Origin of the sequence: Venatorbacter sp. C2-1 (genome assembly GCF_022832715.1) — a bacterium.
Taxonomy (GTDB): domain Bacteria; phylum Pseudomonadota; class Gammaproteobacteria; order Pseudomonadales; family Oceanobacteraceae; genus Venatoribacter; species Venatoribacter alkanivorans.
Window position 1 is genome coordinate 2,735,825 of the sequence record NZ_CP094879.1, and the last position, 24,816, is coordinate 2,760,640.

General features: G+C 55.1%; 25 protein-coding genes. 11 read left to right on the forward strand and 14 right to left on the reverse strand.

Annotated elements, in window-relative coordinates:
* Positions 1 to 10 precede the first annotated feature (10 nt).
* Positions 11 to 2,653: a DNA gyrase subunit A gene (gene gyrA / locus MT343_RS12220; protein WP_145470219.1), complete on the reverse strand. Its 2,643-nt coding sequence runs from the start codon at positions 2,651 to 2,653 to the stop codon at positions 11 to 13.
* Between the two features lie 255 nt (positions 2,654 to 2,908).
* Here gyrA and MT343_RS12225 point away from each other — a divergent pair, with 255 nt between their 5' ends.
* The 6 genes from MT343_RS12225 (at position 2,909) to MT343_RS12250 (ending at position 9,121) form a co-directional block, all read left to right on the forward strand.
* Positions 2,909 to 4,243 (forward strand): TRZ/ATZ family hydrolase, encoded by a 1,335-nt coding sequence (locus tag MT343_RS12225; protein ID WP_145470217.1) that lies wholly within the window; start codon positions 2,909 to 2,911, stop codon positions 4,241 to 4,243.
* A 31-nt stretch (positions 4,244 to 4,274) separates the two neighbouring features.
* The gene (gene ubiG, locus MT343_RS12230; protein ID WP_145470215.1) at positions 4,275 to 4,994 is read left to right on the forward strand and encodes a bifunctional 2-polyprenyl-6-hydroxyphenol methylase/3-demethylubiquinol 3-O-methyltransferase UbiG; all 720 of its coding nucleotides are present in this window, start codon (positions 4,275 to 4,277) and stop codon (positions 4,992 to 4,994) included.
* Positions 4,991 to 5,683, forward strand: coding sequence for an HAD-IA family hydrolase (locus MT343_RS12235; RefSeq protein ID WP_145470213.1), 693 nt, complete (start codon positions 4,991 to 4,993; stop codon positions 5,681 to 5,683). Before ubiG ends, MT343_RS12235 begins: the two co-directional genes overlap by 4 nt.
* 64 nt (positions 5,684 to 5,747) lie before the next feature.
* Positions 5,748 to 6,491 carry a YciK family oxidoreductase gene (locus MT343_RS12240; RefSeq protein ID WP_145470211.1) on the forward strand — a complete coding sequence of 248 codons (744 nt, stop codon included), beginning with the start codon at positions 5,748 to 5,750 and terminating at the stop codon, positions 6,489 to 6,491.
* 191 nt (positions 6,492 to 6,682) lie between these two features.
* Positions 6,683 to 7,813 carry an aminotransferase class V-fold PLP-dependent enzyme gene (locus MT343_RS12245; RefSeq protein ID WP_145470209.1) on the forward strand — a complete coding sequence of 377 codons (1,131 nt, stop codon included), beginning with the start codon at positions 6,683 to 6,685 and terminating at the stop codon, positions 7,811 to 7,813.
* A gap of 351 nt (positions 7,814 to 8,164) precedes the next feature.
* Complete coding sequence (locus tag MT343_RS12250) at positions 8,165 to 9,121, forward strand: GGDEF domain-containing protein (protein ID WP_145470207.1); 957 nt, start codon at positions 8,165 to 8,167, stop codon at positions 9,119 to 9,121.
* A 72-nt stretch (positions 9,122 to 9,193) separates the two neighbouring features.
* Here MT343_RS12250 and rluB read toward each other — a convergent pair whose 3' ends face one another.
* The 7 genes from rluB to MT343_RS12285 form a co-directional block, all read right to left on the reverse strand.
* Entirely contained in the window at positions 9,194 to 10,063 is an 870-nt protein-coding gene (rluB, locus tag MT343_RS12255) for a 23S rRNA pseudouridine(2605) synthase RluB (protein ID WP_186436001.1), read from the reverse strand.
* Between the two features lie 3 nt (positions 10,064 to 10,066).
* Positions 10,067 to 11,287 carry an SMC-Scp complex subunit ScpB gene (gene scpB / locus MT343_RS19665; RefSeq protein WP_444875577.1) on the reverse strand — a complete coding sequence of 407 codons (1,221 nt, stop codon included), beginning with the start codon at positions 11,285 to 11,287 and terminating at the stop codon, positions 10,067 to 10,069.
* Positions 11,284 to 12,219 carry a segregation and condensation protein A gene (locus MT343_RS12265; RefSeq protein WP_145470201.1) on the reverse strand — a complete coding sequence of 312 codons (936 nt, stop codon included), beginning with the start codon at positions 12,217 to 12,219 and terminating at the stop codon, positions 11,284 to 11,286. The genes scpB and MT343_RS12265 overlap by 4 nt, the downstream gene beginning before the upstream one ends.
* Positions 12,216 to 13,430, reverse strand: coding sequence for a tryptophan--tRNA ligase (locus MT343_RS12270; RefSeq protein ID WP_145470199.1), 1,215 nt, complete (start codon positions 13,428 to 13,430; stop codon positions 12,216 to 12,218). The genes MT343_RS12265 and MT343_RS12270 overlap by 4 nt, the downstream gene beginning before the upstream one ends.
* Before the next feature lie 34 nt (positions 13,431 to 13,464).
* On the reverse strand, positions 13,465 to 14,481 hold the full coding sequence (gene trpS, locus MT343_RS12275; RefSeq protein ID WP_145470197.1) for a tryptophan--tRNA ligase: 1,017 nt from the start codon (positions 14,479 to 14,481) through the stop codon (positions 13,465 to 13,467).
* A gap of 108 nt (positions 14,482 to 14,589) precedes the next feature.
* Positions 14,590 to 15,210: an L-threonylcarbamoyladenylate synthase gene (locus tag MT343_RS12280; protein WP_145470195.1), complete on the reverse strand. Its 621-nt coding sequence runs from the start codon at positions 15,208 to 15,210 to the stop codon at positions 14,590 to 14,592.
* A gap of 58 nt (positions 15,211 to 15,268) precedes the next feature.
* Complete coding sequence (locus tag MT343_RS12285) at positions 15,269 to 16,105, reverse strand: PHP domain-containing protein (RefSeq protein WP_243989393.1); 837 nt, start codon at positions 16,103 to 16,105, stop codon at positions 15,269 to 15,271.
* A 65-nt stretch (positions 16,106 to 16,170) separates the two neighbouring features.
* Here MT343_RS12285 and MT343_RS12290 point away from each other — a divergent pair, with 65 nt between their 5' ends.
* The 3 genes from MT343_RS12290 to MT343_RS12300 are packed head-to-tail and all read left to right on the forward strand — an operon-like array spanning position 16,171 to position 17,764.
* Positions 16,171 to 16,773: a septation protein A gene (locus MT343_RS12290; protein WP_145470193.1), complete on the forward strand. Its 603-nt coding sequence runs from the start codon at positions 16,171 to 16,173 to the stop codon at positions 16,771 to 16,773.
* Positions 16,774 to 16,775: 2 nt separating this feature from the next.
* Positions 16,776 to 17,075, forward strand: a complete 300-nt coding sequence (locus MT343_RS12295) for a YciI family protein (RefSeq protein WP_145470192.1) — start codon at positions 16,776 to 16,778, stop codon at positions 17,073 to 17,075.
* 26 nt (positions 17,076 to 17,101) lie between these two features.
* A complete protein-coding gene (locus tag MT343_RS12300; RefSeq protein WP_186436000.1) occupies positions 17,102 to 17,764 on the forward strand; it encodes a TIGR04211 family SH3 domain-containing protein in 663 nt (220 codons plus the stop codon).
* A gap of 88 nt (positions 17,765 to 17,852) precedes the next feature.
* Here MT343_RS12300 and MT343_RS12305 read toward each other — a convergent pair whose 3' ends face one another.
* Positions 17,853 to 18,143 carry a SelT/SelW/SelH family protein gene (locus tag MT343_RS12305; protein ID WP_145470188.1) on the reverse strand — a complete coding sequence of 97 codons (291 nt, stop codon included), beginning with the start codon at positions 18,141 to 18,143 and terminating at the stop codon, positions 17,853 to 17,855.
* A 72-nt stretch (positions 18,144 to 18,215) separates the two neighbouring features.
* Between MT343_RS12305 and MT343_RS12310 the strand changes: the two genes are divergently transcribed.
* Complete coding sequence (locus MT343_RS12310; RefSeq protein ID WP_145470186.1) at positions 18,216 to 18,824, forward strand: peptidylprolyl isomerase; 609 nt, start codon at positions 18,216 to 18,218, stop codon at positions 18,822 to 18,824.
* A 7-nt stretch (positions 18,825 to 18,831) separates the two neighbouring features.
* Here MT343_RS12310 and MT343_RS12315 read toward each other — a convergent pair whose 3' ends face one another.
* Positions 18,832 to 19,713, reverse strand: coding sequence for an AEC family transporter (locus MT343_RS12315; RefSeq protein ID WP_145470185.1), 882 nt, complete (start codon positions 19,711 to 19,713; stop codon positions 18,832 to 18,834).
* 91 nt (positions 19,714 to 19,804) lie between these two features.
* On the opposite strand from MT343_RS12315, the gene mnmC reads away from it, so the two are divergent.
* Complete coding sequence (gene mnmC, locus MT343_RS12320; RefSeq protein ID WP_186435999.1) at positions 19,805 to 21,907, forward strand: bifunctional tRNA (5-methylaminomethyl-2-thiouridine)(34)-methyltransferase MnmD/FAD-dependent 5-carboxymethylaminomethyl-2-thiouridine(34) oxidoreductase MnmC; 2,103 nt, start codon at positions 19,805 to 19,807, stop codon at positions 21,905 to 21,907.
* 10 nt (positions 21,908 to 21,917) lie between these two features.
* On the opposite strand, the gene MT343_RS12325 is transcribed toward mnmC, so the two are convergent.
* From MT343_RS12325 to phaC, 4 genes are all read right to left on the reverse strand, one after another.
* Entirely contained in the window at positions 21,918 to 22,115 is a 198-nt protein-coding gene (locus MT343_RS12325) for a hypothetical protein (protein WP_145470181.1), read from the reverse strand.
* On the reverse strand, positions 22,108 to 22,452 hold the full coding sequence (locus MT343_RS12330; RefSeq protein WP_243989394.1) for a YheU family protein: 345 nt from the start codon (positions 22,450 to 22,452) through the stop codon (positions 22,108 to 22,110). Before MT343_RS12330 ends, MT343_RS12325 begins: the two co-directional genes overlap by 8 nt.
* A complete protein-coding gene (locus tag MT343_RS12335) occupies positions 22,442 to 22,885 on the reverse strand; it encodes a hypothetical protein (RefSeq protein WP_145470179.1) in 444 nt (147 codons plus the stop codon). Before MT343_RS12335 ends, MT343_RS12330 begins: the two co-directional genes overlap by 11 nt.
* A gap of 102 nt (positions 22,886 to 22,987) precedes the next feature.
* Positions 22,988 to 24,799 (reverse strand): class I poly(R)-hydroxyalkanoic acid synthase, encoded by a 1,812-nt coding sequence (gene phaC / locus MT343_RS12340; protein ID WP_145470177.1) that lies wholly within the window; start codon positions 24,797 to 24,799, stop codon positions 22,988 to 22,990.
* Between the last annotated feature and the right edge of the window lie 17 nt (positions 24,800 to 24,816).

Sequence of the window (24,816 nt, forward strand, 5' to 3'; positions counted from 1 at the left end):
CCCATTGAACTTATTCTTCCTCAGCACCCACATCAGAGTCACCTGACTGAGCATCATCAGCCACAACAGCAGAATCCTGCTCAGCAACGACTTCACCATCCAGTACTGACTCTTCATCTTCTTCGGCATCACAGATGCGCTCAACGCCCACCAGTTTTTCTTTCTCAGATACTTTAATCAGGGTCACACCCTGAGTATTACGACCCAGTACCGAGACCTCATTCACCCTGGTACGGACCAGTGTGCCCTGATCGCTGATCAGCATGACTTCATCACCGTCAAACACCTGCACCGCGCCTACCAGTGGGCCGTTACGGTCGCTGGTGACCATGGCGATAACACCCTGGGTGCCGCGGCCTTTGGTCGGAAATTCAGTCACGTCGGTGCGCTTACCGTAACCACGCTGGGAAGCGGTCAGGATAGTGCCGCCCTCTTCCGGAATAATCAGCGAGATAACGCGCTGACCATCGCCCAGTTTGATACCGCGTACACCACGGGCAGTACGGCCCATGGCACGTACATCGGATTCTTTAAAGCGTACCGCTTTACCGGCATCGGATAGCATCAGAATGTCTTTGCTGCCGTCAGTAATAGCGACCCCCACCAGGTGATCGCCTTCGTCCAGTTCGCAGGCAATCAGACCGGAAGAACGCGGACGGCTGAACTGATCCAGCGTGGTTTTCTTCACGGTACCGCGTGCCGTCACCATAAATACATAACGGTCTTCACTGTATTCGGTGACCGGCAGAATAGCGGTAATGCGCTCGCCTTCTTCCGACATATTCAGCACGTTCACAATCGGACGGCCTTTGGCATTACGGCTGGCCTGCGGAATATCGTATACGGTCAGCCAGTACACCTTACCGGCATCGGTAAAGCACAACACGGTGTCGTGGCTGTTGACCACCAGCAGGCGCTCAATAAAGTCTTCATCTTTAACAGAGGTTGCCGACTTACCTTTGCCACCACGCTTCTGCGCCTGATAAGCATCCATCGGCTGAGTCTTGGCATAACCACCGTGCGACAGGGTCAGTACCAGCGTTTCTTCCGGAATCAGGTCGGCCATGGTCAGGTCGCGCTTAACCGCCATAATTTCGGTCTTACGGGCATCGCCGTATTCTTCTCGCACCGCTTCCAGCTCTTCGCGGATTACCTGCATCAGGCGATCGGCGCTGCCCAGAATTTCCAGATATTCGGCAATTTCGGTCAGTTTCAGCTGATATTCTTCAATCAGTTTTTCGTGCTCAAGGCCGGTCAGTTTCTGCAGGCGCAGATCCAGAATCGCCTGTGCCTGAGCCGGTGACAGATAGTAGTTACCATCACGGAAACCGTACTCTTCCGGCAGATCATCCGGACGACAGGCATCCGGGCCGGCACGTTCCAGCATATCCAGCACATCACCCGGCGCCCACGGAGTGGCAATCAGATTTTCTTTCGCTTCTGCCGCCGTCGGAGACTTTTTGATCAGCTCAATCACCGGATCAATATTCGCCAGTGCCAGCGCCAGACCTTCCAGCAGGTGACCACGTTCACGCGCCTTGCGCAGATCGTAGATAGTACGGCGGGTCACCACTTCACGGCGGTGTTTAACGAAGGCTTCGAGCAGTTGCTTCAGGTTCAGGATTTTTGGCTGACCATCAACCAGCGCCACGGTATTAATACCAAACACGCCCTGCAGCTGGGTCTGGGCAAACAGGTTGTTAAGCACCACTTCCGGCATTTCGCCACGACGCAGTTCAACCACAATACGCATACCGTCTTTATCCGACTCGTCGCGCAGCTCGGTGATACCTTCCAGCTTCTTCTCTTTAACCAGCTCGGCGATCTTTTCGATCAGACGGGCTTTGTTCACCTGATACGGAATCTCGGTGAAAATAATCGACACCTTGCCGTTGCGCTCATCTTCTTCAAAATGATGACGTGCACGCAGATAAATACGGCCACGGCCGGTGCGGTAAGCTTCAACAATGCCATCACGGCCATTAATAAAAGCACCGGTCGGGAAATCCGGTCCCGGGATATATTCCATCAGCGCATCGACATCCAGTTCCGGATTATCAATCAGCGCCAGACAGCCGTTCAGAACTTCGGTGAGGTTGTGTGGCGGAATATTGGTCGCCATACCCACCGCAATACCGGACGAACCGTTGACCAGCAGGTTCGGGATACGGGTCGGCATCACCGCCGGAATCTGTTCAGTGCCGTCGTAGTTAGGCACCCAATCAACGGTTTCCTTGTCGATATCAGCCAGAATGTCATGGCTGATCTTTTTCATCCGCACTTCGGTATAACGCATCGCCGCCGCAGAGTCGCCGTCAACCGAACCGAAGTTACCCTGACCATCGACCAGCGTGTAACGCATGGAGAAGTCCTGCGCCATCCGCACGATGGTGTCATACACCGCCGAATCGCCGTGCGGGTGGTATTTACCGATCACGTCACCCACCACACGGGCAGATTTTTTATAGGGCTTATTCCAATCGTTACCCAGCACGTTCATGGCGTGCAGAACGCGGCGGTGTACCGGCTTAAGACCGTCACGCACATCCGGCAACGCCCGGCCCACAATCACGCTCATGGCGTAATCGAGATAAGACTGCTGCAGCTCGTCTTCAATGTTAATCGGAAGAACTTCTCTGGCTAACTCACCCATAGATACTCGGCCCGTGTTCTGCGGATCACCCTTTTATGGTCATTTTCAGGTGATTCTGTCCTTGTTGTTGACCACCTCCCCGGATGCACAAGGCTCTGTGCTGACACCGTCCGGACAAGGCTGCCAATAAAGTGCCGAATCATACCATAAATCAACAAGATACCTAGCGAGTCCGGTAACAGCCTGAACGCGAGACGGGAGAAGCCTGCGCGTTTATAATGCTGGCCTTTATGCGTACGGAAAGAGAGCCGAGACATGCAGGCCGACCTGAGAATTAACGCCCGCTGGGTAATCCCGATGAGTAATCACCAGAGCGGCAGCCAGACCAGCAACGCTGCCAGCCTGCTGCATCATCAGGCGGTGTTTATCAAAGATGGACGGATTCTCGCCGTGCAGGATCAGGCAGCCGTGAGCCACGAGGCCGCCGAAACCCTCGACCTGCCTGACCACGTGTTACTTCCCGGGTATGTAAACGCTCACGGCCATGCGGCGATGTCACTGTTTCGCGGTATGGCCGATGACCTGGCCTTGATGACCTGGCTGCAGGAACATATCTGGCCGGCCGAAGGACGCTGGGTCGATGACGCCTTCGTGCGTGACGGTACCCGTCTGGCCATCGCCGAGATGCTGAAGTGCGGCACCACGACCTATGCCGATATGTATTTTTATCCGGGCTCGGGGGTGGAAAGCGCCCTCGAAGCCGGTATCCGTAACGTCAGCTTTACCCCGGTACTGGATTTTCCCACCAATTTTGCCCAGAACGCCGACGAGTACATCAAAAAAGCCCTCGCCGTGCGCGACACTTACAAACATCAGTCATTGCTGACTCTGGGTCTGGGCCCACACGCGCCTTACACCGTTTCCAACGGCCCACTGCAGGAAATCACCACACTGGCCGACCAGCTGGATATGCCGATCCAGATCCATCTGCAGGAAACCGCCTTTGAAGTGGCACAGAGCATGGAGCAGTTTGGCTGCCGGCCAACCCAGCGTCTGGCCGAACTGGGCTTTATGACCGAGCGCGTAAGCTGTGTACACATGACCCAGATCAGCGCTGAAGACATCAGCGTCCTGCAACATAGCGGCGCCTCGGTTGTGCACTGCCCGGAATCCAACCTGAAACTGGCCTCCGGTTTCTGCCCATCGGCACAGCTGCTGAGCAGCCGGATTAATGTCGCCCTCGGTACCGACGGTGCCGCCAGCAACAACGATCTGAATATTCAGGGCGAAATGAAAACCGCGGCCATGCTGGCCAAAGCCGTCGCCGGCGACGCTGCCGCCGTCCCTGCCGCACAGGCGCTGTATATGGCGACCCTGGGTGGCGCCAAAGCACTGGGACTGGATGATCAGACCGGCTCGCTGACCCCCGGCAAATGGGCCGATCTGCAGGCGGTGGATCTGTCACAGCTGGCGCAGCAGCCACTGTACGACCCGATTTCCCAGCTGGTTTATACCGACAGCAGCCGCGCCACCAGCCATGTCTGGGTTGCCGGTAAACTGCTGCTGAACAAAGGCGAGCTGACCACCCTGGACGAACAACAGATACAGCACAACGCCCGCCAGTGGGCTGACCGTATCCGTCAGTCCTGAACCAACGAATTACTTTTTGCAGGAGCCGAGCATGGAACAGACACAGAACGTTGATCGCGCCGAAATCGCCAAATTCGAAGCCCTCGCCTCGCGCTGGTGGGATCTGGAAAGCGAATTTAAACCGCTGCACGACATCAACCCGCTGCGCACCAACTACATCGACCGCTATGCGCCACTGGCCGGCAAAACCGTACTCGACGTCGGCTGTGGCGGCGGCATTCTGAGTGAAGGCATGGCCAGTCGCGGCGCCGTGGTGACCGGTATTGATATGGGCGAAGCCAACCTCAACACCGCCAAACTGCACGCGCTGGAATCCGGCGTAAAGGTCAGTTATCAGTGCATTCCGGTGGAAGAGCTGGCGGCACAGCAACCGGAAAGCTTTGACGTGGTTACCTGCCTGGAAATGCTGGAACACGTACCGGACCCGGAATCCATTATCCGCGCCTGCTATCAGCTGGTAAAACCGGGCGGTCAGGTGTTTTTCTCCACCATTAACCGCAATCCTAAAGCCTATGCCTTTGCCATTCTCGGCGCCGAATATCTGATGCGTCTGCTGCCGGCCGGCACCCACGATTACCACAAGTTCATCAAGCCCAGCGAGCTGACCCGCTGGTGCCGTAACGTGGGGCTGGAAGTGCAGCATATGACCGGCATGGTCTATAACCCGCTGACCAAAATCTACAAACTGAAAGACAACGACGTCAGCGTGAATTACCTGATGGCAACGCGCAAACCGGACAGCGCCGTATGAACCTGAGCCGCCCCAAAGCCATCCTGTTTGATCTGGATGGCACGTTGGTCGACACCGCTCCGGATTTTTATGACGTAGTAAACAGCCTGCGCAAAGAGCTGGGCAAACCGCTGCTGGCCGATGAAACCATCCGCGAGCAGGTATCCAACGGTGGCGCCGCACTGACCCGTCTGACCTTTGATCACCCGGACCATGCCGGACGTGATCTGGCCAACGCAGCGCAGGAATTTCTCGACCAGCGGCAACAGATTCTCGACCGTTATTTGCAGAACATCGGCCTGTTAAGTGGTTATTTTCCCGGCTTCGCGGAAGTGATTGCCAGCCTTGAGCAGCAGGATATCCGCTGGGGAATTGTGACCAATAAGCCACGGCTGTATACCGAAGCCCTGCTGGCAAAACTCGCTATTACAGGTGATGTGGTGGTGTGCCCGGATGATGTCACAAAATCCAAACCCCACCCCGAGCCATTATTAAAAGCCGCCGCCGATCTTGGATTGCAAGCCACTGATTGCTGGTATGTCGGCGACCATATCCGCGATATCGACGCCGCCCGCGCCGCCGGCATGCTCAGTGTTGCCGCCACCTTCGGTTATATCGAAGCCGGTGATCATCCTGACAACTGGCAGGCCGACCTGCTGATTCATCAGCCGCTGGATCTGCTGAGCTTATTGCAGGCCAGCCACGGATAAAGTGGAACCGGATACGGCCACGCGCCATTAACAACAACCCTATATACAGAAAAAAGGTAGACCGATGGAAACCGCCCCGAACTCACTGACAGGCCGCACTATTCTGGTAACCGGCGCCGGCTACGGCATCGGCCGGACGGCCGCCCTCACCTATGCCCGGGCCGGAGCCACCGTTTTACTGCTGGGCCGCACCCAGGAAGCGCTGAACGATACCTACGACCTGATCGAGGCCGAAAACCTGCCACAGGCCGCCGTGCTGCCCTTCGATCTGGAACAGCATGACGAAGAGCCTTTCCGCCAGCTGGCCGAACTGATTGACGAAAACTTCGGCCATCTCGATGGTGTACTGCTCAATGCCGGCGTTCTCGGCCAGCGCACCAGTCTGGAAAACTACGACTGGAATACCTGGCAGAAGGTGATGCAGATTAACGTTAACGGTCAGTTCGCGCTGATGAAGCACCTGCTGCCTCTGCTGCGTAAGGCGCCAGCGGATGCTTCGGTTATTTTCACCACCAGCAGTGTTGGCCGCGAAGGCCGTGCTTATTGGGGAGCCTATTCGGTCTCCAAGTTTGCCACCGAAGGCTTAATGCAGGTGCTGGCGCAGGAGCTGGAAAATACCAGCAATATCCGCGTTAACTGTATTAATCCCGGCGGCACCCGCACCAGCATGCGCGCTGCTGCTTACCCGGCCGAACATCCGAGCAAAGTGCCGGAAGCCGATACCATCATGCCGCTCTACCTGCACCTGATGAGTCCGGAATCCATCGGCATCCACGGCCAGAGCCTGGACGCGCAACCGAAAAAATAATCCATAAAGCCCGCCTCCCGCGCAGCACTGTGGTTACTTTTTAGTACCACTGTTGCTGCAGCGGCTACGGTTTTTCCCGCTCTCCCCTGCGGTTTTTGACCATCCTGCTCTTTACCCCACCGTGCTTTTCCTGTCCAATCCGTCAGATATTACCGATTGATCAGAGCGCAGATGCGCAGGAGGCACACCGTATGGCTGGCTTACTTCCCACCCCCGATCCCGAAGGCCTGCTCGAATATTCCGTGGTATTTACCGACCGCTCTCTGAACCATATGTCCAAACGTTTTCAGGGCGTTATGAACGATATTTCCGCGACCCTGAAAGCGGTTTATAACGCCGATGCGGTGGCCATCGTTCCCGGTGGTGGTACCTATGGCATGGAAGCCGTGGCGCGCCAGTTCGCTCAGGATAAAAAGACGCTGGTCATCCGCAATGGCTGGTTCAGTTACCGCTGGACCCAGATTTTTGACATGGGCAATATTCCGGCCTCCAGCACGGTATTAAAAGCACGCCGCACCGACAGCTCTCAGACTCCTGCGCCCTTTGCGCCAGCGCCCATCGACGAAGTCGTCGCCACTATTAAAGAAGAAAAGCCGGATGTCGTCTTCGCGCCCCACGTCGAAACCGCGTCCGGCATGATTCTGCCGGACGATTACCTCAAAGCCGTCGCCGATGCCGTGCATTCGGTGGGCGGTTTACTGGTACTCGACTGCGTAGCCTCCGGCACCTTGTGGGTCGATATGAAAGCCGTGGGCGTCGATATTTTGATCAGCGCTCCGCAGAAAGGCTGGAGTTCCTCCCCCTGCGCCGCATTGATCATGATGAATCAGGCTGCGCTGGATGTTATGGCAACCACCACCAGCACCAGCTTTGCCGCCAACCTGAAACAATGGCATATGATCATGCAGGCCTACGAAAACGGTGGTCATGCCTACCACGCCACCATGCCGACCGATGCCCTGGCCAAATTCCGCGACACCATGCTGGAAACCCAGGCCTACGGTTTTGACAAAGTGCGGGACGAGCAGCTGGCTCTGGGCAAACGCGTACGCCAGATGCTGGAAAGCAAAGGCATACACAGTGTCGCGGCCGAAGGTTTTAAAGCACCGGGCGTGGTAGTTAATTACACCAGCGATGCCGAACTGCAGAACGGTAAAAAGTTTGCAGCACTGGGCTTACAGGCCGCCGCCGGGGTGCCGCTGATGTGCGATGAAGGTGACGATTACCGCTCGTTCCGCATTGGTTTATTCGGGCTCGATAAGCTGCACGATATCGACGGTGCCGTTGCGCGCCTGGAAAAAGTGGTCGACCAGCTTGTTTAACCCCTGATCGGCGACTGCAGTCAGCGGCAAGTGTCAGCGGCATACCTCTGCCGCTGACCCGGTAAACTTCCTACCTTCTTCCTAAATCTGATCACTTTATTACCTATTTCTGCCGATAACAGATCAGACCTGCACAGTTTTTGTCCGGTTTTTGTCATTATTCTCTGACCAAGCAGTCATTTTATTGGCAAAAAATCAGTATGACCTTTTGTCAAATTGCCAACATCCTGCCACTCACCCACAGAGATCGAACCTAATTCATTGTTTTTTAAGGGAAAATAATCTCTTGAAATACTGGCACAGAAATAGCTTTCCACTGATCAGGAATCATTTACCTGTACGAGGTAACTCATGGTCAGTCCGTTACACAGCAACGGCCGGGCAGAACTCCAGGACGACAAGATCGTTTCCAGTATCGGAGATCTGGCACCGAAGCCCGATATACGCCCGGAAGTGCTGCTGAAGCTGTCAGGCAAACTGCAGACAACATTAGAACTGTCGCAACTGCTGGAAATTTTCTTTGAGGAAATCCAGCAGGCGGTACTGGTCGACGGTATCAGCTTCAGCCATAACGCCCACAACCTGCTGCTGAGCTATGGCCGCAACAGTGTGCACAGCGCCAGCTATCGGCTGCAGACGCAGCAGGATTATATGGGCGATCTGGTGTTTCACCGTTCGACCCGCTTTCGTGAGCATGAACTGGCCAATCTCGAAGGTTTGCTGACCACACTGGTTTATCCGATGCGTAACGCGCTGCGCTACCACGAAGCTCTGGCCGCCGCTTTCCGCGACCCGCTGACCGGCGCCGGCAACCGCGTAGCACTGGATAAAACCCTGCAGCGGGAAATCGAGCTGACCAAACGCCACGGCCAGCAACTTTCAATACTGATGCTGGATCTGGACCACTTTAAACTGGTCAACGATGAATTTGGTCACAGTATGGGTGACAAGGTACTGAAGGAAGCCGTCGGCTGCATTACCGGTTGTATCCGCCAGACCGATATGTGCTTCCGCTATGGCGGCGAAGAGTTTCTGATCATGCTCAGCAATGCCGAACACGCCGGTGCACTGCGCATTGCCGAACGCATCCGTATGAGTATCAGTGCTCTGGATTTCAGCAACGATAAAGGACGGTTGCAGGTCACCACCAGCATCGGCTGTGCCACGCTGATGATAGAAGACAGCATGGACTCGCTGGTACAACGCGCCGACAAAGCGCTGTACCAGGCGAAACACAGCGGTCGTAACCGGGTGGTATGTGATACCGATGACGAGCTGGATACACCGGCATCAAAGAGCCTGTTGTAAATTCGTAAAGCATAAAAAAGCCGCTCATTGAGCGGCTTTTTTATGGCTGAGCAATACAGCGAATACAGAGGTTCAGTCGATCTTTTTCTTCTGGCGCGGTTTCGGCGCTGACGTTTTACGCGCGGTCGCCTGCTGGCGGATTTTCTGGCGTTTGGCCACTCGCTGGAACTGCTCTTTCTCACGGCCAACCATGCGTTTGGTCTGCTTACGTTCGATGCCAACCAGATCCGCCAGGTCGTTTACTTCACGCTGCCCAAGTTCAACCCAGGTACCAACCGGTACATTAGACGGCATAAAAATGCAGCCGTAGCGCACACGCTTAAGGCGGCTCACGGCAATGCCCTGGCTCTCCCACAGGCGGCGGACTTCGCGGTTTTTACCTTCCATCAGCACTACGTGAAACCACTTATTCTGGCCTTCACCATCAAAGAACTTCACGTCGGTAAAACGCGCGATACCATCATCCAGCATCACCCCTTCTTTCAGGCGTTCGATCATGGCTTCATCAACGTCACCGCGCACACGCACCGCGTATTCACGGTCAACACCGGAGGACGGATGCATCAGCTTGTTGGCCAGTTCACCATCGGTAGTGAACAGCAACAGACCACTGGTATTGATGTCCAGACGACCGATATTTACCCAGCGCTCGCCTTTGGTTTTCGGCAGGTGGTCAAACACCGTTGGCCGGCCTTCCGGGTCTTTCAGAGTACAGACTTCACCCACCGGCTTGTTATAGGCCAGCACACGGCGCGAGCGACCGGCGTCTTCCAGTTTGATCTGGCGGCCATCGACACGCACATCGTCGTAGCGGCTTGCACGGTCACCGAGCTTGGCGGTTACGCCGTTAACACTGACACGGCCTTCACCGATCCAGCGTTCAACTTCACGACGGGAAGCCACACCAGCCAGTGCCAGCAATTTTTGGATACGTTCATTCATAATTTATCGATCTTCTTCATCCGCAGCTGCGTCAGGGGCATCCGGCCGCATCGTGTCAGGGGTTTGGTTAAATAAACTCGGAACATCCTGAGTCCGTTGAACGGCAATATCGTCAGCGTCATCGCCGTACTCTTCGCCATCAGTTTGTGTATGTTCTGTTGCTTCGCGCACGCCAGTATCTTCGTCCACGCTCTCTTCTGCAGCCTGCTCAGGCTCTCCGGAATCAGGCTCTCCGGAATCAGACTCTCCGGAATCAGACTCTCCGGAATCAGACTCTCCGGAATCAGACTCTCCGGAATCAGACTCTCCGGAATCAGACTCTCCGGAATCAGGCTCTTCTGAATCAGGCTCTCCGGAATCAGGCTCTTCGGAGTCAGCCTCTGCCGTTGCTGATTCTGCAGCCGCCTGCTCTTCTTCAACGGCTTTCTGTTCCAGCCGCTGCAGCAGATCGCCAATGCTGCGTTTTTTCGGTTCGCCGTCATTATCCGCTTCGTCGCCGTCGTCGTCATCCCGTGCGAACAGATTACTTTCTACCCGCGCGACAATGTCAGCCGCTTTTGCCAGATCTTCTTCGGTGGCAGCCAGTACATCAGCACCACGCTGGGCCACTTCTTCATCGCTACGGAATTCAAAATCTTTCGCCGGTTCTTTGCGTGCTTCGGCATCATCGCCCAGCTCCAGCTTGCGATTGGCGTCATCAAGCTCGCGGATTTCGCCCAGACTGGGCAGGTCTTCGAGACTTTTTAAACCAAAGTAATCAAGAAACTCGCGCGTGGTGGCGTACATCGACGGCCGCCCCGGCACATCACGATAGCCTACAACCCGCACCCACTCACGCTCCAGCAGGGTTTTCATAATGCTGGAGCTGACCACCACACCACGCACATCTTCGATGTCGCCACGGGTAATGGGCTGGCGATAGGCAATCAACGCCAGGGTTTCCAGCAACGCGCGCGAATAACGCTGTGGCCGTTCATCCCACAGACGTGCCACCCAGGGCGCAACTTCGGTGCGTACCTGCAAACGATAGCCGGAGGCCACTTCGACCAGTTCAATACCGCGCCCGAGCAGATCCTGCTTCAGTTCAGTCAATGCGGCTTTCAATTCAGACGGTAACGGAATACGGTCTTCGTCAAACAGGCTTTGCATACGCTCCAGCGATAACGGGCCGCCAGCCGCCATCAGCGCTGCTTCGAGAATGTTTTTTAACGGCGGTTGCGTCATTGCGGCTCTCCGTCCTGCTGATACGAGGGCGCCCCTGCGGCGCTGTGCTCCCGGGCACGTAAATGAATCGGGCCGAAAGTATCCTGCTGCACAATGTCGATCAAGGATTCTTTCACCAGCTCAAGAATCGCCAGAAAGGTCACCACCACACCCAGCTTGCCTTCACTCGGATCAAACAAGGCGCGGAACGACATAAAGTGTCCGCTTTGCAACCGTGCCAATACATCGCTCATGCGCTCACGGGTGGACAGCTGCTCACGCTGAATTTCGTGATGCTCAAAACGCTCAGCCCGGCGCAATACTGCGGCAAAGGCCAGCATCAGTTCACGCATTTCCACTTCCGGATGCACCCGCTCCTGAATGCGGTCGGGCGCATCCACTTCCGGCAGGAAGATATCGCGTTCCAGCCGTGGTAATTCGTCGAGGTTTTCTGCAGCCGTTTTAAAGCGTTCATATTCCTGCAAACGGCGCAGCAGTTCCGCCCGCGGATCGTCTTCTTCCTCGTCACTGCCGTCTTCGCGGTTACGTGGCAACAGCACGCGGCTTTTAATTTCCGCCAGCATCGCCGCCATCACCAGATATTCACCCGCCAGCTCCAGCTGCATGGCCTGCATCATGTCGATGTATTCGATGTACTGGTCAACAATCTCAGAGACATTTACTTCGAGAATGTCGAGGTTCTGCTTGCGGATCAGATACAGCAGTAAATCCAGCGGCCCTTCGAACTGCTCAAGGATGACTTCCAGTGCATCCGGCGGAATATACAGATCCAGTGGCAGCTGGGTCATCGGCTGCCCCTGCACCAGAGCAAATGGCATTTCCTGCTGGCCGGTCTTTACCCGTATGCTGGCTTTCGCCAGGTCGGGCAGCGGCGTAGCAGTCACTTCTGCGGCCGGTTCTGAGGAATGTCCGGTGACGTCCTGTGTGCTCATCGATAACCCAGCCCCATTACTTCACGCACATCGCTCATAGTACTGCGTACGGCATCCCGCGCACGCTCGCTGCCTTCGGCCAGAATACGCGCCAGCAGTTCCGGGTTTTCCTCAAACTGCTGTGCACGCTCACGGATCGGAGCCTGTTCCGCAATAATGGCATCGGTCACCGGCTGTTTGCATTCAAGACAACCCCAGGCTGCGCTGCGGCAGTTGGTTTGCACCCGCTCGCAGGTCGCCTCATCGGAATACACCGTGTGGAAATGCCATACCGGACATTTTTCCGGATCTCCGGCATCACTCAGGCGGATGCGCGCCGGGTCGGTCTGCATGGTACGGATTTTTTTCGCCACGTCGTCGGGCTCGGCCCGCAGCGGGATCATATTGCTGTACGACTTGGACATTTTCTGGCCATCAAGGCCCGGCATGCGCGCTTCACTGGTCAGCAGCGCCCGCGGTTCGGCCAGAATGCTTTTACCAATACCTTCGAGGTAACCCAACAGCCGCTCTTTATCGGCCAGTGTCAGATTGCTTTGTTCTTTCACCAGCGCCTGCGCCGTTTGCAGGGCTTCAACATCACCATGGCTGATATAAGCGGTGCGCATCTGCTGATACAGCGCCGAGGCTTTTTTACCCAGCTTTTTCACCGCAGCCACAGCGTTGGCTTCAAAGCCCGGTTCACGGCCATAAAGATGATTAAAGCGGCGGGCAATTTCACGCGCGATTTCAATATGCGCTTCCTGATCACCACCGACCGGCACCAGACCGGCGCGGTAAGCCAGAATATCGGCACTCTGCAGCAGCGGATAACCGAGAAAACCGTAGGTGCTGAGATTTTTGTCCTGCAGCTTTTCCTGCTGGTCTTTGTAGCCGGGCACCCGTTCCAGCCAGGACGTTGGCGTAATCATCGACAACAGCAGATGCAGTTCCGCCAGCTCCGGCACCTGACTCTGTACGAACAGGGTGGCCGAACCGGGATTCACCCCGGCAGCCAGCCAGTCGATCAGCAGATTACGGCTTGAGCGGCGGATACCGGCGGCGGTTTCGTAATCGGTGCTCAGCGCATGCCAGTCAGCAATAAAAAAGAAGCACTCAAACTCATGCTGCAGTTTTACCCAGTTTTTCAGCACACCATGATAATGCCCAAGATGTAACTGACCGGTCGGGCGCATGCCCGATACCACCCGCCTCTGCGGATCGACGCTGCTCACAGGGAATGCCTCTCAGTGCTGTCGTTCACAGATATCAGGCCAGCTTAAAGATGCCAACGGCTTCACGTACCTGCTCCAGCAGCGGCTGGCTGATGGCACGGGCTTTGGCAGCACCTTTCTGCAGTTCGGCTTCGATGTCTGCCGGACGTGCCAGCAGGTCGTTGTAGCGTTCACGCGCTTCGCCGATTTCAGCGTTGATCAGAGTAAACAGCTGCTTCTTGGCATCGCCCCAGCCAATACCCTCGGCAAATGCCTGACGCATTTCAGCAGTCTGCTCTGGTGTGGCAAATGCCTGCCAGATCTGGAATACGGTCGAGGAATCCGGATCTTTTGGCTCACCCGGTTCCAGCAGGTTGGTTTTGATTTTGTTGATGTGCTTCTGCAGCTGCTTCTCGGTTAAAAACAGCGGAATGGTGTTGCCGTAACTTTTGCTCATTTTACGGCCGTCCAGCCCCTGCAGTACCGACACCTGATCATCAACCTGATAATCCGGCAGACTCAGTAACGGCTCTTTTTTGCAGTAAATATGGTTAAAACGGCCGGCGATATCGCGCGCCATTTCGACGTGCTGAATCTGATCTTTGCCGACCGGTACTTTGTTGGCGTTAAACATCAGAATATCGGCAGCCATTAATACCGGGTAGCTGAACAGACCCATGGTGATGGCTTTGTCGGCGTCTTCGTTTTCGGCCAGATTAGCATCCACTGCAGCTTTATAAGCATGGGCGCGGTTCATCAGACCTTTGGCGCAGACACAGTTCAGAATCCAGCTCAGTTCCGGAATTTCGCGGATATCGGACTGGCGATAGAACACTGAATTATCGGTATCCAGACCCAGAGCCAGCCAGGTGGCGGCAATTTCCATGGTCGACTGGTGCACAGCCGCCGGGTCCTGACACTTGATCAGGGCATGATAATCGGCGAGGAAATAAAACGTATCGTTAGCCTGATCCTGGCTGGCGGCAATGGCCGGACGGATAGCGCCAACATAGTTACCCAGATGCGGGGTGCCTGTGGTTGTAATACCGGTTAATACACGCTGCTTGCTCATACTGCCCTGCTTGGTGAAATTCTGAATCTGAAAACGCGCCATCATACCGGTTTTAGCGGCGCGTTTCAGTCTCCTTAAACACGAATAGCGGTGGGTCAGAGGCGCAGGTCAGAGAAAATCGCTGGCGTCGCCGACGCCCTGACGCAGCACGACCGGTATTTCATCGGTCATATCGATCACGGTGGTGGCCTCGAAGCCACAGTGACCGCCGTCAATTACCAGCTCCAGCTCATGTTCCAGCGACTGACGGATATCGTAAGGGTCCGACAGCGGCAGCTCATCACCAGGCATAATCAGCGAGGTGGTCATCAGCGGTTCGTTCATTTCTTCCAGCAGCGCCATGGCGATCGGGTTATTGGGTACACGGATGCCGATAGTGCGCTTTTTCGGATGCATCAGAAGGCGCGGCACTTCGCGCGTGGCTTCCAGAATAAAGGTAAAAGCACCGGGCGTATGCGCCTTGAGCATGCGGTATTTGGTGTTATCCACCTTGGCAAACAGTGACAACTCGGACAGATCGCGGCACAGCAGGGTGAAATTATGCTTCGGCGGCAATTGCCGTAAACGCTGTACCCGGTCGGTGGTTTTTTTATCGCCGATACGACAGGCCAGCGCATAGGCACAATCGGTCGGAATCACAGCCAGGCCGCCATTACGGATAATTTCTGCGGCCTGCTTGATCAGCCGCGCCTGAGGATTATCAGGGTGAATCTGGAAAAATTGGCTCACTAAAGCTCCTTAACCCACGCACAACATTCGCTATGTCAGGGAATTATGCTGTGCCCGATCAGGCCCAGCTCTGCCATACAGGGGTAACATCCGCCGGAAAGGCCGGCATCACGCCCAGATCAAGTCCGAAGCGGTTCGGACCATGGAAATCGCTGCCGCAGGAACCCAGCAACTCAAATTCACGCGCCAACACCGCCATCTGACCGCGCTGGTTGTTATCCATCTGACCATACGCCACTTCCAGACCACGACCACCAGCCTCGACAAAGTCGGCCAGACAGGCACGCAGCTTGGTGCGGGTCATATTATAAAGATGCGCGTGGGCCATTACCGGGATACCACCGGCCGCAATAATCCACTGCACCACGGTGACCATTTCCGGCCAGCTGGCTTTGACATCACCGGGTTTACCGGCACCGAGGTATTTATTAAAGGCAACGGCCATTGACGGCACCAGCCCTTTATCGATCAGATACTGGGCAAAATGCGGACGCCCCACCGATTCTCCACCGGCATAGGCCTGCACTTCCTGCAGATTAATATCGTGTTTAAGACGTTTGCCGACCCGTTCGGCAATCAGCTGGGAACGACTGCTGCGCGCTTCGGTCTGAGACTGCTCAGCGGCACGCATAGCCGCCGACTCCGGATCAAAATTAAGGCCGACAATATGAATCGTGACACCGCCCCAGATACAGGACAGCTCAATACCGGGAATCAACCGCACGCCCAGTTCCTGCGCTGCAGCCTGCCCCTGACGATAGCCTTCGGCGGTATCGTGATCGGTGATCGCCAGGGTTTTTACGCCGCGCTCCGCCGCCCGCGCAACCAGTTCAGCCGCCGGTAATTTGCCGTCGGAAGCGGTGCTGTGGCAATGAAGATCGATTTCTGAGTTCACGTGGACGCTCACTCCTGGTTACGCCATAATCGCCCCATTGTAATGACACTGAAGCCACTAAGCGAATGAAGTTACTTCTCGACTACCTGCCCATCGTCCTTTTCTTTCTGGTTTATAAGTGGGCTCCCGAGCTGACCGGGCAATTGGCGCCTTATCTGTCTGACGAATACATCACCCTGTTTAATGAAATGCCGATGCTGCTGGCCACCGCCGTTTTAATTCCGGCCACGATTCTGCAGGTTCTGTATATCCGCGCCACCACCGGTAAGGTGGAAAATATGCACCTGGTCACCCTCGCCTTAGTCGTCATTCTTGGCGGTGCGACCCTGTTGCTGCGCGATCAGGCCTTTATTATGTGGAAGCCAACCATCGTTAACTGGCTGTTTGCTGCAGCCTTTCTCGGCAGTCAGTGGTTTATGAAAAAATCCCTGCTGCAGCGCATGATGGAACAGGCCGTTACCCTGCCTGCCGATATCTGGGCGCGACTGAATTACGCCTGGGTGGCTTTTTTTGTCTTAAGTGGTATCGCCAATTTATACGTCGCCTACACCTTCTCTGAAGATATCTGGGTTGACTTCAAACTCTTCGGTTTGCTGGGGCTGACCGTCCTGTTTATTATCGGTCAGTCGCTGTTTTTATACCGCTACATGAATAAAGAGGAGCAGTAAGCATGTGGTACGCCATTATCAGTCAGGATGTGCCTGACAGTCTGGAAAAACGCCTGTCAGTACGCCCGGCTCACCTGCAGCGCCTGCAGGATTTAACCGCCGCCGGCCGTCTGCTGATTGCTGGCCCGCACCCCGCCATCGACAGCGAAGATCCTGGCAGTGCCGGCTTCACTGGCAGCCTGGTAGTGGCCGAGTTTGCGTCTCTTGCAGATGCTCAGGCCTGGGCCGATGCCGATCCTTATGTCAGCGCTGGTGTTTACCAGCAGGTAACGGTTAAACCGTTCCGTAAAGTCCTTCCCTGAACGGAAAAAATAAAAAGGTATATGCTGTGAAAAAATTTCTGATTGCCCTCTCCCTGCTGGCCACTGCTGCCACGGCTGCTGCCGTTGAAAAACGCTACGTTACCGACACTCTGTGGCTGCAACTGCGCTCCGGCCCCAGCCAGGAATTCCGCATTCTGAAAGCGTTACCAAGCGGTGAACATCTGATATTTATCGAAGAAGATGCAGAAACCGGTTACACCAAAGTACAGACCGACAAAGGGGTTGAAGGTTACGTACTGACCCGTTTTCTCGAAATGGAACCCATTGCCAAAGAAAAATTAATCCTGGCCAACCGTGAACTGGAAAAAGTAAAAGCTGAACTGGAAACCACCAAAACCCAGCGCGCTGAATTCCAGAGCGAAGTTGAGAAGCTGAAAAGCGACCGTTCCGGCCTTGGCCGTGAGAACAGCGATCTGGAAAAAGAACTGGAACGCATTAAAAGTATCTCAGCCAATGCCCTGGCACTGGATGAAAAATCGAAGAAGCTGACCATGCGCAATCAGGAGCTGGAAATTCAGGTAGAAGCACTGACTGCGGAAAATGCCCAGCTGCAGGATAACCGTCAGCAGACCTTTATTCTATACGGCGGTGGCCTGGTCATTATCGGTATTCTGGCGGGTCTGATTCTGCCGTCTATCCGTGGCAAACGCAGCAGCGGCTGGTCATAAAAACCACCGTCATAAAAGAGGGAGCACTTTGCTCCCTTTTTTATTGCTTTCCGTTTCATTGTTTCCCGTTTTATTGCTGTCTGGGCTTTTAATCTCCACCACTGTCCAGATCGCAATGCCCCAGCGACGCCTCCGGGGCAATGCAGTCGCGCAGCAGGCGCTTCAATTCGGCAATTTCCGGGAAACCGCCCTGCTCTTTACGGTCCCACAGGCACTGATCATTTGCCCAGACCTGAAATTGCCCGGAGTCGCCAACCACCAGTTCGATGGCTGCAAGCTTGCCGTGAAAGGTCGAAAACAGTTCCTGCGCATACCAGCCAGAACGCAAAGCCCATTTACAGCCTTCACAAAATACGATTCTTACTTTAGCTTTAGCCACAAGCCTGACCCTATATGAACCATTTAACGAATTCCGGTACTAAACCGGATACTTTTCTTGCGGAGATCATTAATGCAACGTCTGATAAAAACAACCCTGCAAAGTGCTGCCCTGAGCCTGTCGGTGCTGCTCGCACCTCTGAGTCTGCAGGCCGAAGAAAGCGCCGATAATGTTCATGTTCTGATGAAAACCAGCGCCGGCGATATCGAGCTGGAACTGGACCGCAGCAAAGCACCCCTCAGCGTTGATAATTTTTTAACCTATGTTGAAAGCAAGCACTACGACGGCACCATTTTTCACCGCGTGATCCGTGACTTTATGATCCAGGGCGGTGGTTTCAGTGCCGATATGCGCCAGAAAGCCACACTGCCACCGATTAAAAATGAAGCAGAAAACGGCCTGAAAAATACCCGCGGCAGTATCGCCATGGCACGTACCAGCGTTATCGACAGCGCCACCAGCCAGTTTTTTATTAATGTAAAAGACAACAGCTTCCTCGATCACGGTGCGCGGGATTTCGGTTATGCCGTGTTCGGTAAGGTCGTGAAAGGCATGGATGTGGTCGACAGCATCGCCACCAGCCCAACCGGCGCCCGCGATATTCCGCGCGAGAGCATCCTGATTGAATCCGTCAGCGTGATCAGCGACGACAATAAAGCGGAAGCAGCAGAAGCTCAGTAAGGCCTGATTAAAGCAGCCACCAGAGCAGTGCCGGAATCGTGATGAATGAGAGCAGTGTCGACATCACCACCATTCCGGCCACCGCTTCCGGAGCACGCTGGTAGCGCTCCGCAAATAAATAATTGAACACCGCAACCGGCATGGATGCCTGCAACAGCACAACGCCTTTTTCCGTTCCGGAAAGATCCAGCACACTCACTACCAGCAACCCCACTGCCAGACCACCGAATATCCGTAACAGGCTGTAAAGCAGGGCCTGACGCCACTGCCGGACCTGCAGGCGCTGCAACGAAACACCCAGGGTAATCAGCATTAACGGAATCGTCATACCACCGATTAAACGCACCGAATTCTGCACCGCAGCCGGTAACGTCCAATCCGCCCATAACAACAGCAATGCAATCACAATGGCATATAAAATTGGCATTTTAGCCAGCCCGGCAAGACCACCGGCCTGACGTCCGCCTGCCAGCAAAATCCCGGCCGGAAAATGCGCAACAGACAGCACCATAAAAAATGCCAGCGCCAGTGCCAGACCTTCCTGTCCGAAAGCCAGCAGACATACCGGCAACCCCATGTTGCCGACATTAGGAAAGACAAAAGATGGCAGATAAGCGCGTACATCATCGCCCAGAAGGCGCGTAACCAGGATGCCCAGAACCGCCATCAACGCGGCCACCAGCACACAGGCCAGCGCGGTGCGCTGAAAAGCCATAATATCGATTTCAACAGAGCCCAGTACCGACAGCATCAGACAGGGCGCTGCAACATTCAGCACCAGGCGGGAAATAAATTCCGGATCAAACGCATAGCCCTGGCGCGCCCAGAAAAAGCCGATGGCGGCACAGACCAGTACAGGCGCCATAATGGCGAAAATTTCGGTTATCATGGGCGGATCATACGTGAGCGCTGTGCTTTTTGTCTGCAGTGTACTGACGGTAAAATAGCGGCGTTTATACTCACCCATTCTGAGAATATCTGTGTCTTCCATCTCTTCCGACCAGCCGGCCAGCCATCAGCCAGCGCCTGACACTCCCAGCAGCAATCAGGCCCCCTCTGCACCCGACCTGCTGTGGAATGACGACGGCCTGCCACTCTCGCGTGAATTTGATGATCCGTATTTTTCCGTGGATAACGGTCTGGAAGAAAGCCGCTATGTTTTTTTACAGCACAACGGTTTGCCACCGCGCTGGTCTGGCTGGCAAGGCGATTTCAGCATTGTTGAAACCGGATTCGGCACCGGACTGAATTTCCTGATGACCTGGGAAAGCTGGCGCCAGAGCAGCAAACACGACAGCGCCTGGCTGCATTTCACCAGCATTGAAAAATTCCCGCTGACGCTCAGCCAACTGCAACAGGCACTGGCATTGTGGCCGCAACTCAATGAACTGAGCGCCCAGCTGTTTGCCCAGTATCCGTTGCCGGTTGCCGGTTTCCATCGTCTGGTCTGGCCGGAAGAACGTATATCCCTGACGCTGATTTTTGCCGATGTCAAAGAGGCTCTGCCGCAATTAAGCGGCCCGGTGCATGCCTGGTATCTGGATGGCTTTGCACCCTCAAAAAATCCACAAATGTGGTCAGAAGAATTATTCAGCGGTATGCGCCGCTTAAGCCAGCGCCAGCCAGACCAATATCAGGGAGAACAGCCCGCCACGGTCGCCACCTTCACCTCGGCAGGCATTGTCCGCCGTGGCCTGCTGGGTGCAGGCTTTAACGTGAAGCGGGTGCCCGGTTACGGCCGTAAACGCGAGATGCTGGCCGGCAGCTTTAACCGCCGTCAGGGACCAGAGCTGGCGCCCTGCTTTCTGCACAAACCCTGGTTGCTGCAACAGAACACACAAGCCGATGACGCAGAGATTGTTGTCATCGGCGCCGGACTGGCCGGAGCCACCACCGCCAGAGCGCTGGCCGAACGTGGTCTGAAGGTACATGTCATAGATGCTGCAGGTATTGCCCAGCAGGCCTCCGGCAACCCTCAGGGCGGGCTCTATGTAAAACTCGCGGCCGGCGACAACGCCATTCATACCGATTTTTATCTGGCCGCCTTTCAGTATGCTCTGCCCTATATGCGCCGCTATTTAGGCGCCGCTGACGCGGATAACCCCTACTGGTCACAATGCGGCGTACTGCAGCTGGCTTACGATGATAAAGAGGCCCAGCGCCAGCTGAAATTCAGCCAGACCCGCAGCCTGCCCGAGGCTCTGGTACAGCCGCTGGACCAGACCCAGGCGGGGAAAATTGCCGGAGCCCCGCAACAGAGCGGCGGTCTGTTTTTCCCACAGGCAGGCTGGGTCAGCCCGGCAGATTTATGCCGGACTCTGCTGCAACACACGAATATCCGCTTCACACAACGTCAGGTCAGCACGCTGCAACAAATCCCACAGGGCTGGCAGATTCAGTGCAGCAACGGCACCATCCTGCAAAGCAGCCAGCTGGTACTGGCCTGCGCCAATGCGGCCACAAACCTGCTGCCTGAGGCGTATCTGCCACTGAAGCGCATCCGCGGCCAGCTCAGTTATTTAAACCCAGCACAGACTCCTGCACTGCATACCGTACTCTGCGGCCGCAGCTATATCGCGCCAGCTCGTAATGGCCGGCTGTGTCTGGGAGCCACCTATAACCTGCGGGATGATGACACTCAGCTGCGTGACAGTGACCATCAGACCAACCTTGATCATCTGCCGGATTTCGGCCCGCAATGGCAGGATCTGAATAAGCAGCAGGGCATGAAGCTGATTCTCGGCGGCCGGGTTGGCTTCCGCTGCACCACTCCCGATTATTTGCCCATGGTCGGAGCGGTGCCAGAGAGCCGCGGGTTTGTGCATCGCTTCAGCGGGCTGGTGCGTAACGCCAAGCGCATTCCGGCCAAAGCAGCACCGCAGTATCCGGGGCTATGGCTGAATATCGGTCATGGTTCACGTGGGCTGGCTTCGGCTCCGCTCTGTGCCGAGCTGCTGGTGCAACAAATGCTGGGGGCTCCGCTGCCTGTGGCACTGGATGTGGCCGAAGCCTTATGGCCGGGACGGTTTTTACTGCGGGATATGGTGCGGCGCAAATTGCCGCCGGAACTGGCTCAGGGCTGAGCCGGAAAGATCAGACAACGCGTTTGATACGCTTACGCCGCTCAGCTTCCAGTTTTGCCTGTTCAGCATCTTCGCGGATCTGGCGCATAGCGGCGGCCAGCTCAGCACAGCAGCGGCGGACTTCAGCCAACTGGGCTTTCATCTCATCAATCTCGCCAATCGCCGTGCGCAGGCGTCGTTTCAGTTGTTGCTGTTTAAGGTCATCCATAGTCACCACCAGACCAGCCATGACTGCGTAATACGCGGGTCATTTCAATGTGGCAGGTCTGTTGGACGGGGTCAAACAAAAGCATAGCACTGCCATCAGCTAACTGGGCTTTAACCTGAGCTTTTTTATCTTCCAGGCTGACGTCGTAATCGCCGTAATCTGTGCCTTCACGGCAGACAAAGTCTTCCAGAATGCCGTCCAGCGCCTCAGCACTCAGCTGTTGGTAAGGAATTACCAGAACGCCTTCCTGCGGCGCATCTTCACCGTAAGGAGCCTCTTCGCTATCAGAAGTACGGGCGTAGTTGTGATCATCGGGCGGGAGGGAATCAGATGGCAAAACCTGCCTCCCTCTCCCACTCACAGCTCATGCGCAGATCGGCATCTGAAGGCACATGGCCCTGGTCGGCGTTCCAGTTAAAAGTGTGCTTACCGGACAGCTCGGTTTCCAGGTGCACGGTGGCCGACACCCAGTACATGCTTTTCAGCAAAGCCTCGAACTGACGCAGCCACTGTTCCCACTCATACTCCACCGCCTTATAGGAAGCAGCAAAGTGAATCAGCTGAGTGTGGTAAGTGCCACTGAACACATCATCACCGGGCATGGAGAACATCTCCCGGCACAACAGTGACCAGTCATCATCAACACCTAAGGGCAATGACTGAATGGCACTCCAGTTGGCGCGGCGGTGAAGACGGGCACTGAACTCATCGGTAGCCGGTATATGGCGGATCACGCCGTAGACGATGGATTCCTGATCGAATTGTGACACGCAAAATCCTTACAACTGAATGCTGCGGCCATCATAGCGGAATTATGGAAAAACAAAAACGGCGCCGAAGCGCCGTTTTTGTGAGCCAGTAATCAGGGCTGATTACTTAGTCAGCACATCAATGATGCGTTGTTTAACATAACGCCCCGGAGCATCTTCGATAATACCGAGCTTACCGCTTCCAGGCTCACGTGCGTCGGTCTGCTCAGAGCCGCCCTGAGCGGTTGCCCACTGCTGCCAGTCAAGCCACCACGAACCTTCATGCTGCTCTGCATTGCGGTACCACTCTTCCGGATCCTGAGGCAGAGCTTCGTTCGTCCAGTAGCCATATTTATTGGCTGAAGGAGGATTAACAACCCCGGCGATATGGCCTGAGCCACCCAGCACAAAGCGGTTTTTACCACCCATCAGCAGCGGACCTTTATAGGTTCCCTGCCACAGAGCAATATGATCCTGAGCGGTAGAAAGGAAATAGGTCGGAATGCTGATCGCACTCAGATCGATTTTCTCGCCATCCAGTTCCAGTGCATTTTTCTGCACCAGTTTATTTTCCAGGTACATATTACGCAGGTAGAAAGAATGCATCGCCGCCGGCAGGTTGGTGCTGTCGGTATTCCAGTACAACAGATCAAAAGCCGCCGGGCGCTCACCTTTCAGATAGTTGTTAATAAAGAACGACCAGAACAGATCATTTTCCCGCAGAGTATTAAAACTGAAAGCCATTTGCCGGCCGTCGTAATACCCGAGTAAATTCATCTGTTTTTCCAGCGCCGAAATTGCCGTCTCATTGATAAAGACGCCAATCTCTCCCGGTTGGGAAAAATCGGTCAGGGTCGCCAGAAAGGTTGCAGACTTAATCGGCTCCTGTTTCTTTTTCTTCAGGTAAGCCAGCGTGGCTGCCAGCAAAGTACCGCCCAGACAATAACCGATGGCGTTAACTTCTTTCTCACCGGTAGCCTGCTCAATGGCGTCCAGTGCCGCGATAGGGCCTTCGAGCATATAGTTGTCGAAACCTTTATCGCGCAGCGACGGCCCCGGATTAATCCAGGAAATACAGAACACCGTATGTCCCTGATCAACCAGCCATTTCAGGTACGAATTACTCTCGCGCAGATCAAGAATGTAATACTTGTTAATAAATGGCGGAATAACCAGCAGCGGACGCTTATACGTTTTTTCCGTTGTTGGTGTGTACTGGATCAGTTGAATCAGGTCATTCTGATACACCACTTTGCCCGGAGTGGTCGCCAAATTGCGGCCAACCTGAAACGCACTGGTGTCAGTCATGGCAACGTTCAGCGCCCCTTTTACACTGGCCTCCAGATCTTCACCCAGCTGTTCCATACCGGCATAAAGATTGGCACCACCACTTTCCAGTGTTTTACGGATGACCTCAGGGTTCAGTGCGGCAAAATTGGTAGGCGCCAGGGCATTGACGTACTGGCGAACAAAATACTCAACTTTCTGGTGCGCATGCTCGCTCAGTCCGTCGGTATCTTTGACCATCTGCATCAGGGTATTGCCCTGTAACAGATAGAGTTGTTTGATGTAATCGAACAGCGGATTCTCGCTCCACTGTGCATCTTTGAAGCGCTTATCGCTTTTATCCGGTGTGACTACCGGATCAGCGTCTTTCCCTAAAAAGCGCAAAGCCGTGTGCTGATACAGTTCCTGCTGTTTTTTCAGCAGATCCATCTGGTAACTCATCAGCTTGCCCGGGTTCTCCAGCATGTGCTCGCCCAGCTCACGGAAGGCTTCGCTGAAATCGGTCAGCACAGATGCTGCCGGATCATCAGCCGTGGTTGGCTGGTTAACCGCCTTTTCCAGCAGACGTCCGTACTGCTCGGCTGCCCGGCTGGCCATATCATAAAAATCACTAACGGCTGTTTCTATGCTTTCCATTGGCATATTCATGTATCACCTGCATTCAG

What these genes read in the sequence shown, in the direction of transcription:
- gyrA (WP_145470219.1), bottom strand. Translation starts at nt 2,653, where the DNA reads ATGGGTGAGTTAGCCAGAGAAGTTCTTCCGATTAACATTGAAGACGAG.
- MT343_RS12225 (WP_145470217.1), top strand. Translation starts at nt 2,909, where the DNA reads ATGCAGGCCGACCTGAGAATTAACGCCCGCTGGGTAATCCCGATGAGT.
- ubiG (WP_145470215.1), top strand. Translation starts at nt 4,275, where the DNA reads ATGGAACAGACACAGAACGTTGATCGCGCCGAAATCGCCAAATTCGAA.
- MT343_RS12235 (WP_145470213.1), top strand. Translation starts at nt 4,991, where the DNA reads ATGAACCTGAGCCGCCCCAAAGCCATCCTGTTTGATCTGGATGGCACG.
- MT343_RS12240 (WP_145470211.1), top strand. Translation starts at nt 5,748, where the DNA reads ATGGAAACCGCCCCGAACTCACTGACAGGCCGCACTATTCTGGTAACC.
- MT343_RS12245 (WP_145470209.1), top strand. Translation starts at nt 6,683, where the DNA reads ATGGCTGGCTTACTTCCCACCCCCGATCCCGAAGGCCTGCTCGAATAT.
- MT343_RS12250 (WP_145470207.1), top strand. Translation starts at nt 8,165, where the DNA reads ATGGTCAGTCCGTTACACAGCAACGGCCGGGCAGAACTCCAGGACGAC.
- rluB (WP_186436001.1), bottom strand. Translation starts at nt 10,063, where the DNA reads ATGAATGAACGTATCCAAAAATTGCTGGCACTGGCTGGTGTGGCTTCC.
- scpB (WP_444875577.1), bottom strand. Translation starts at nt 11,287, where the DNA reads ATGACGCAACCGCCGTTAAAAAACATTCTCGAAGCAGCGCTGATGGCG.
- MT343_RS12265 (WP_145470201.1), bottom strand. Translation starts at nt 12,219, where the DNA reads ATGAGCACACAGGACGTCACCGGACATTCCTCAGAACCGGCCGCAGAA.
- trpS (WP_145470197.1), bottom strand. Translation starts at nt 14,481, where the DNA reads ATGAGCAAGCAGCGTGTATTAACCGGTATTACAACCACAGGCACCCCG.
- MT343_RS12290 (WP_145470193.1), top strand. Translation starts at nt 16,171, where the DNA reads ATGAAGTTACTTCTCGACTACCTGCCCATCGTCCTTTTCTTTCTGGTT.
- MT343_RS12295 (WP_145470192.1), top strand. Translation starts at nt 16,776, where the DNA reads ATGTGGTACGCCATTATCAGTCAGGATGTGCCTGACAGTCTGGAAAAA.
- MT343_RS12310 (WP_145470186.1), top strand. Translation starts at nt 18,216, where the DNA reads ATGCAACGTCTGATAAAAACAACCCTGCAAAGTGCTGCCCTGAGCCTG.
- MT343_RS12315 (WP_145470185.1), bottom strand. Translation starts at nt 19,713, where the DNA reads ATGATAACCGAAATTTTCGCCATTATGGCGCCTGTACTGGTCTGTGCC.
- MT343_RS12325 (WP_145470181.1), bottom strand. Translation starts at nt 22,115, where the DNA reads ATGGATGACCTTAAACAGCAACAACTGAAACGACGCCTGCGCACGGCG.
- phaC (WP_145470177.1), bottom strand. Translation starts at nt 24,799, where the DNA reads ATGAATATGCCAATGGAAAGCATAGAAACAGCCGTTAGTGATTTTTAT.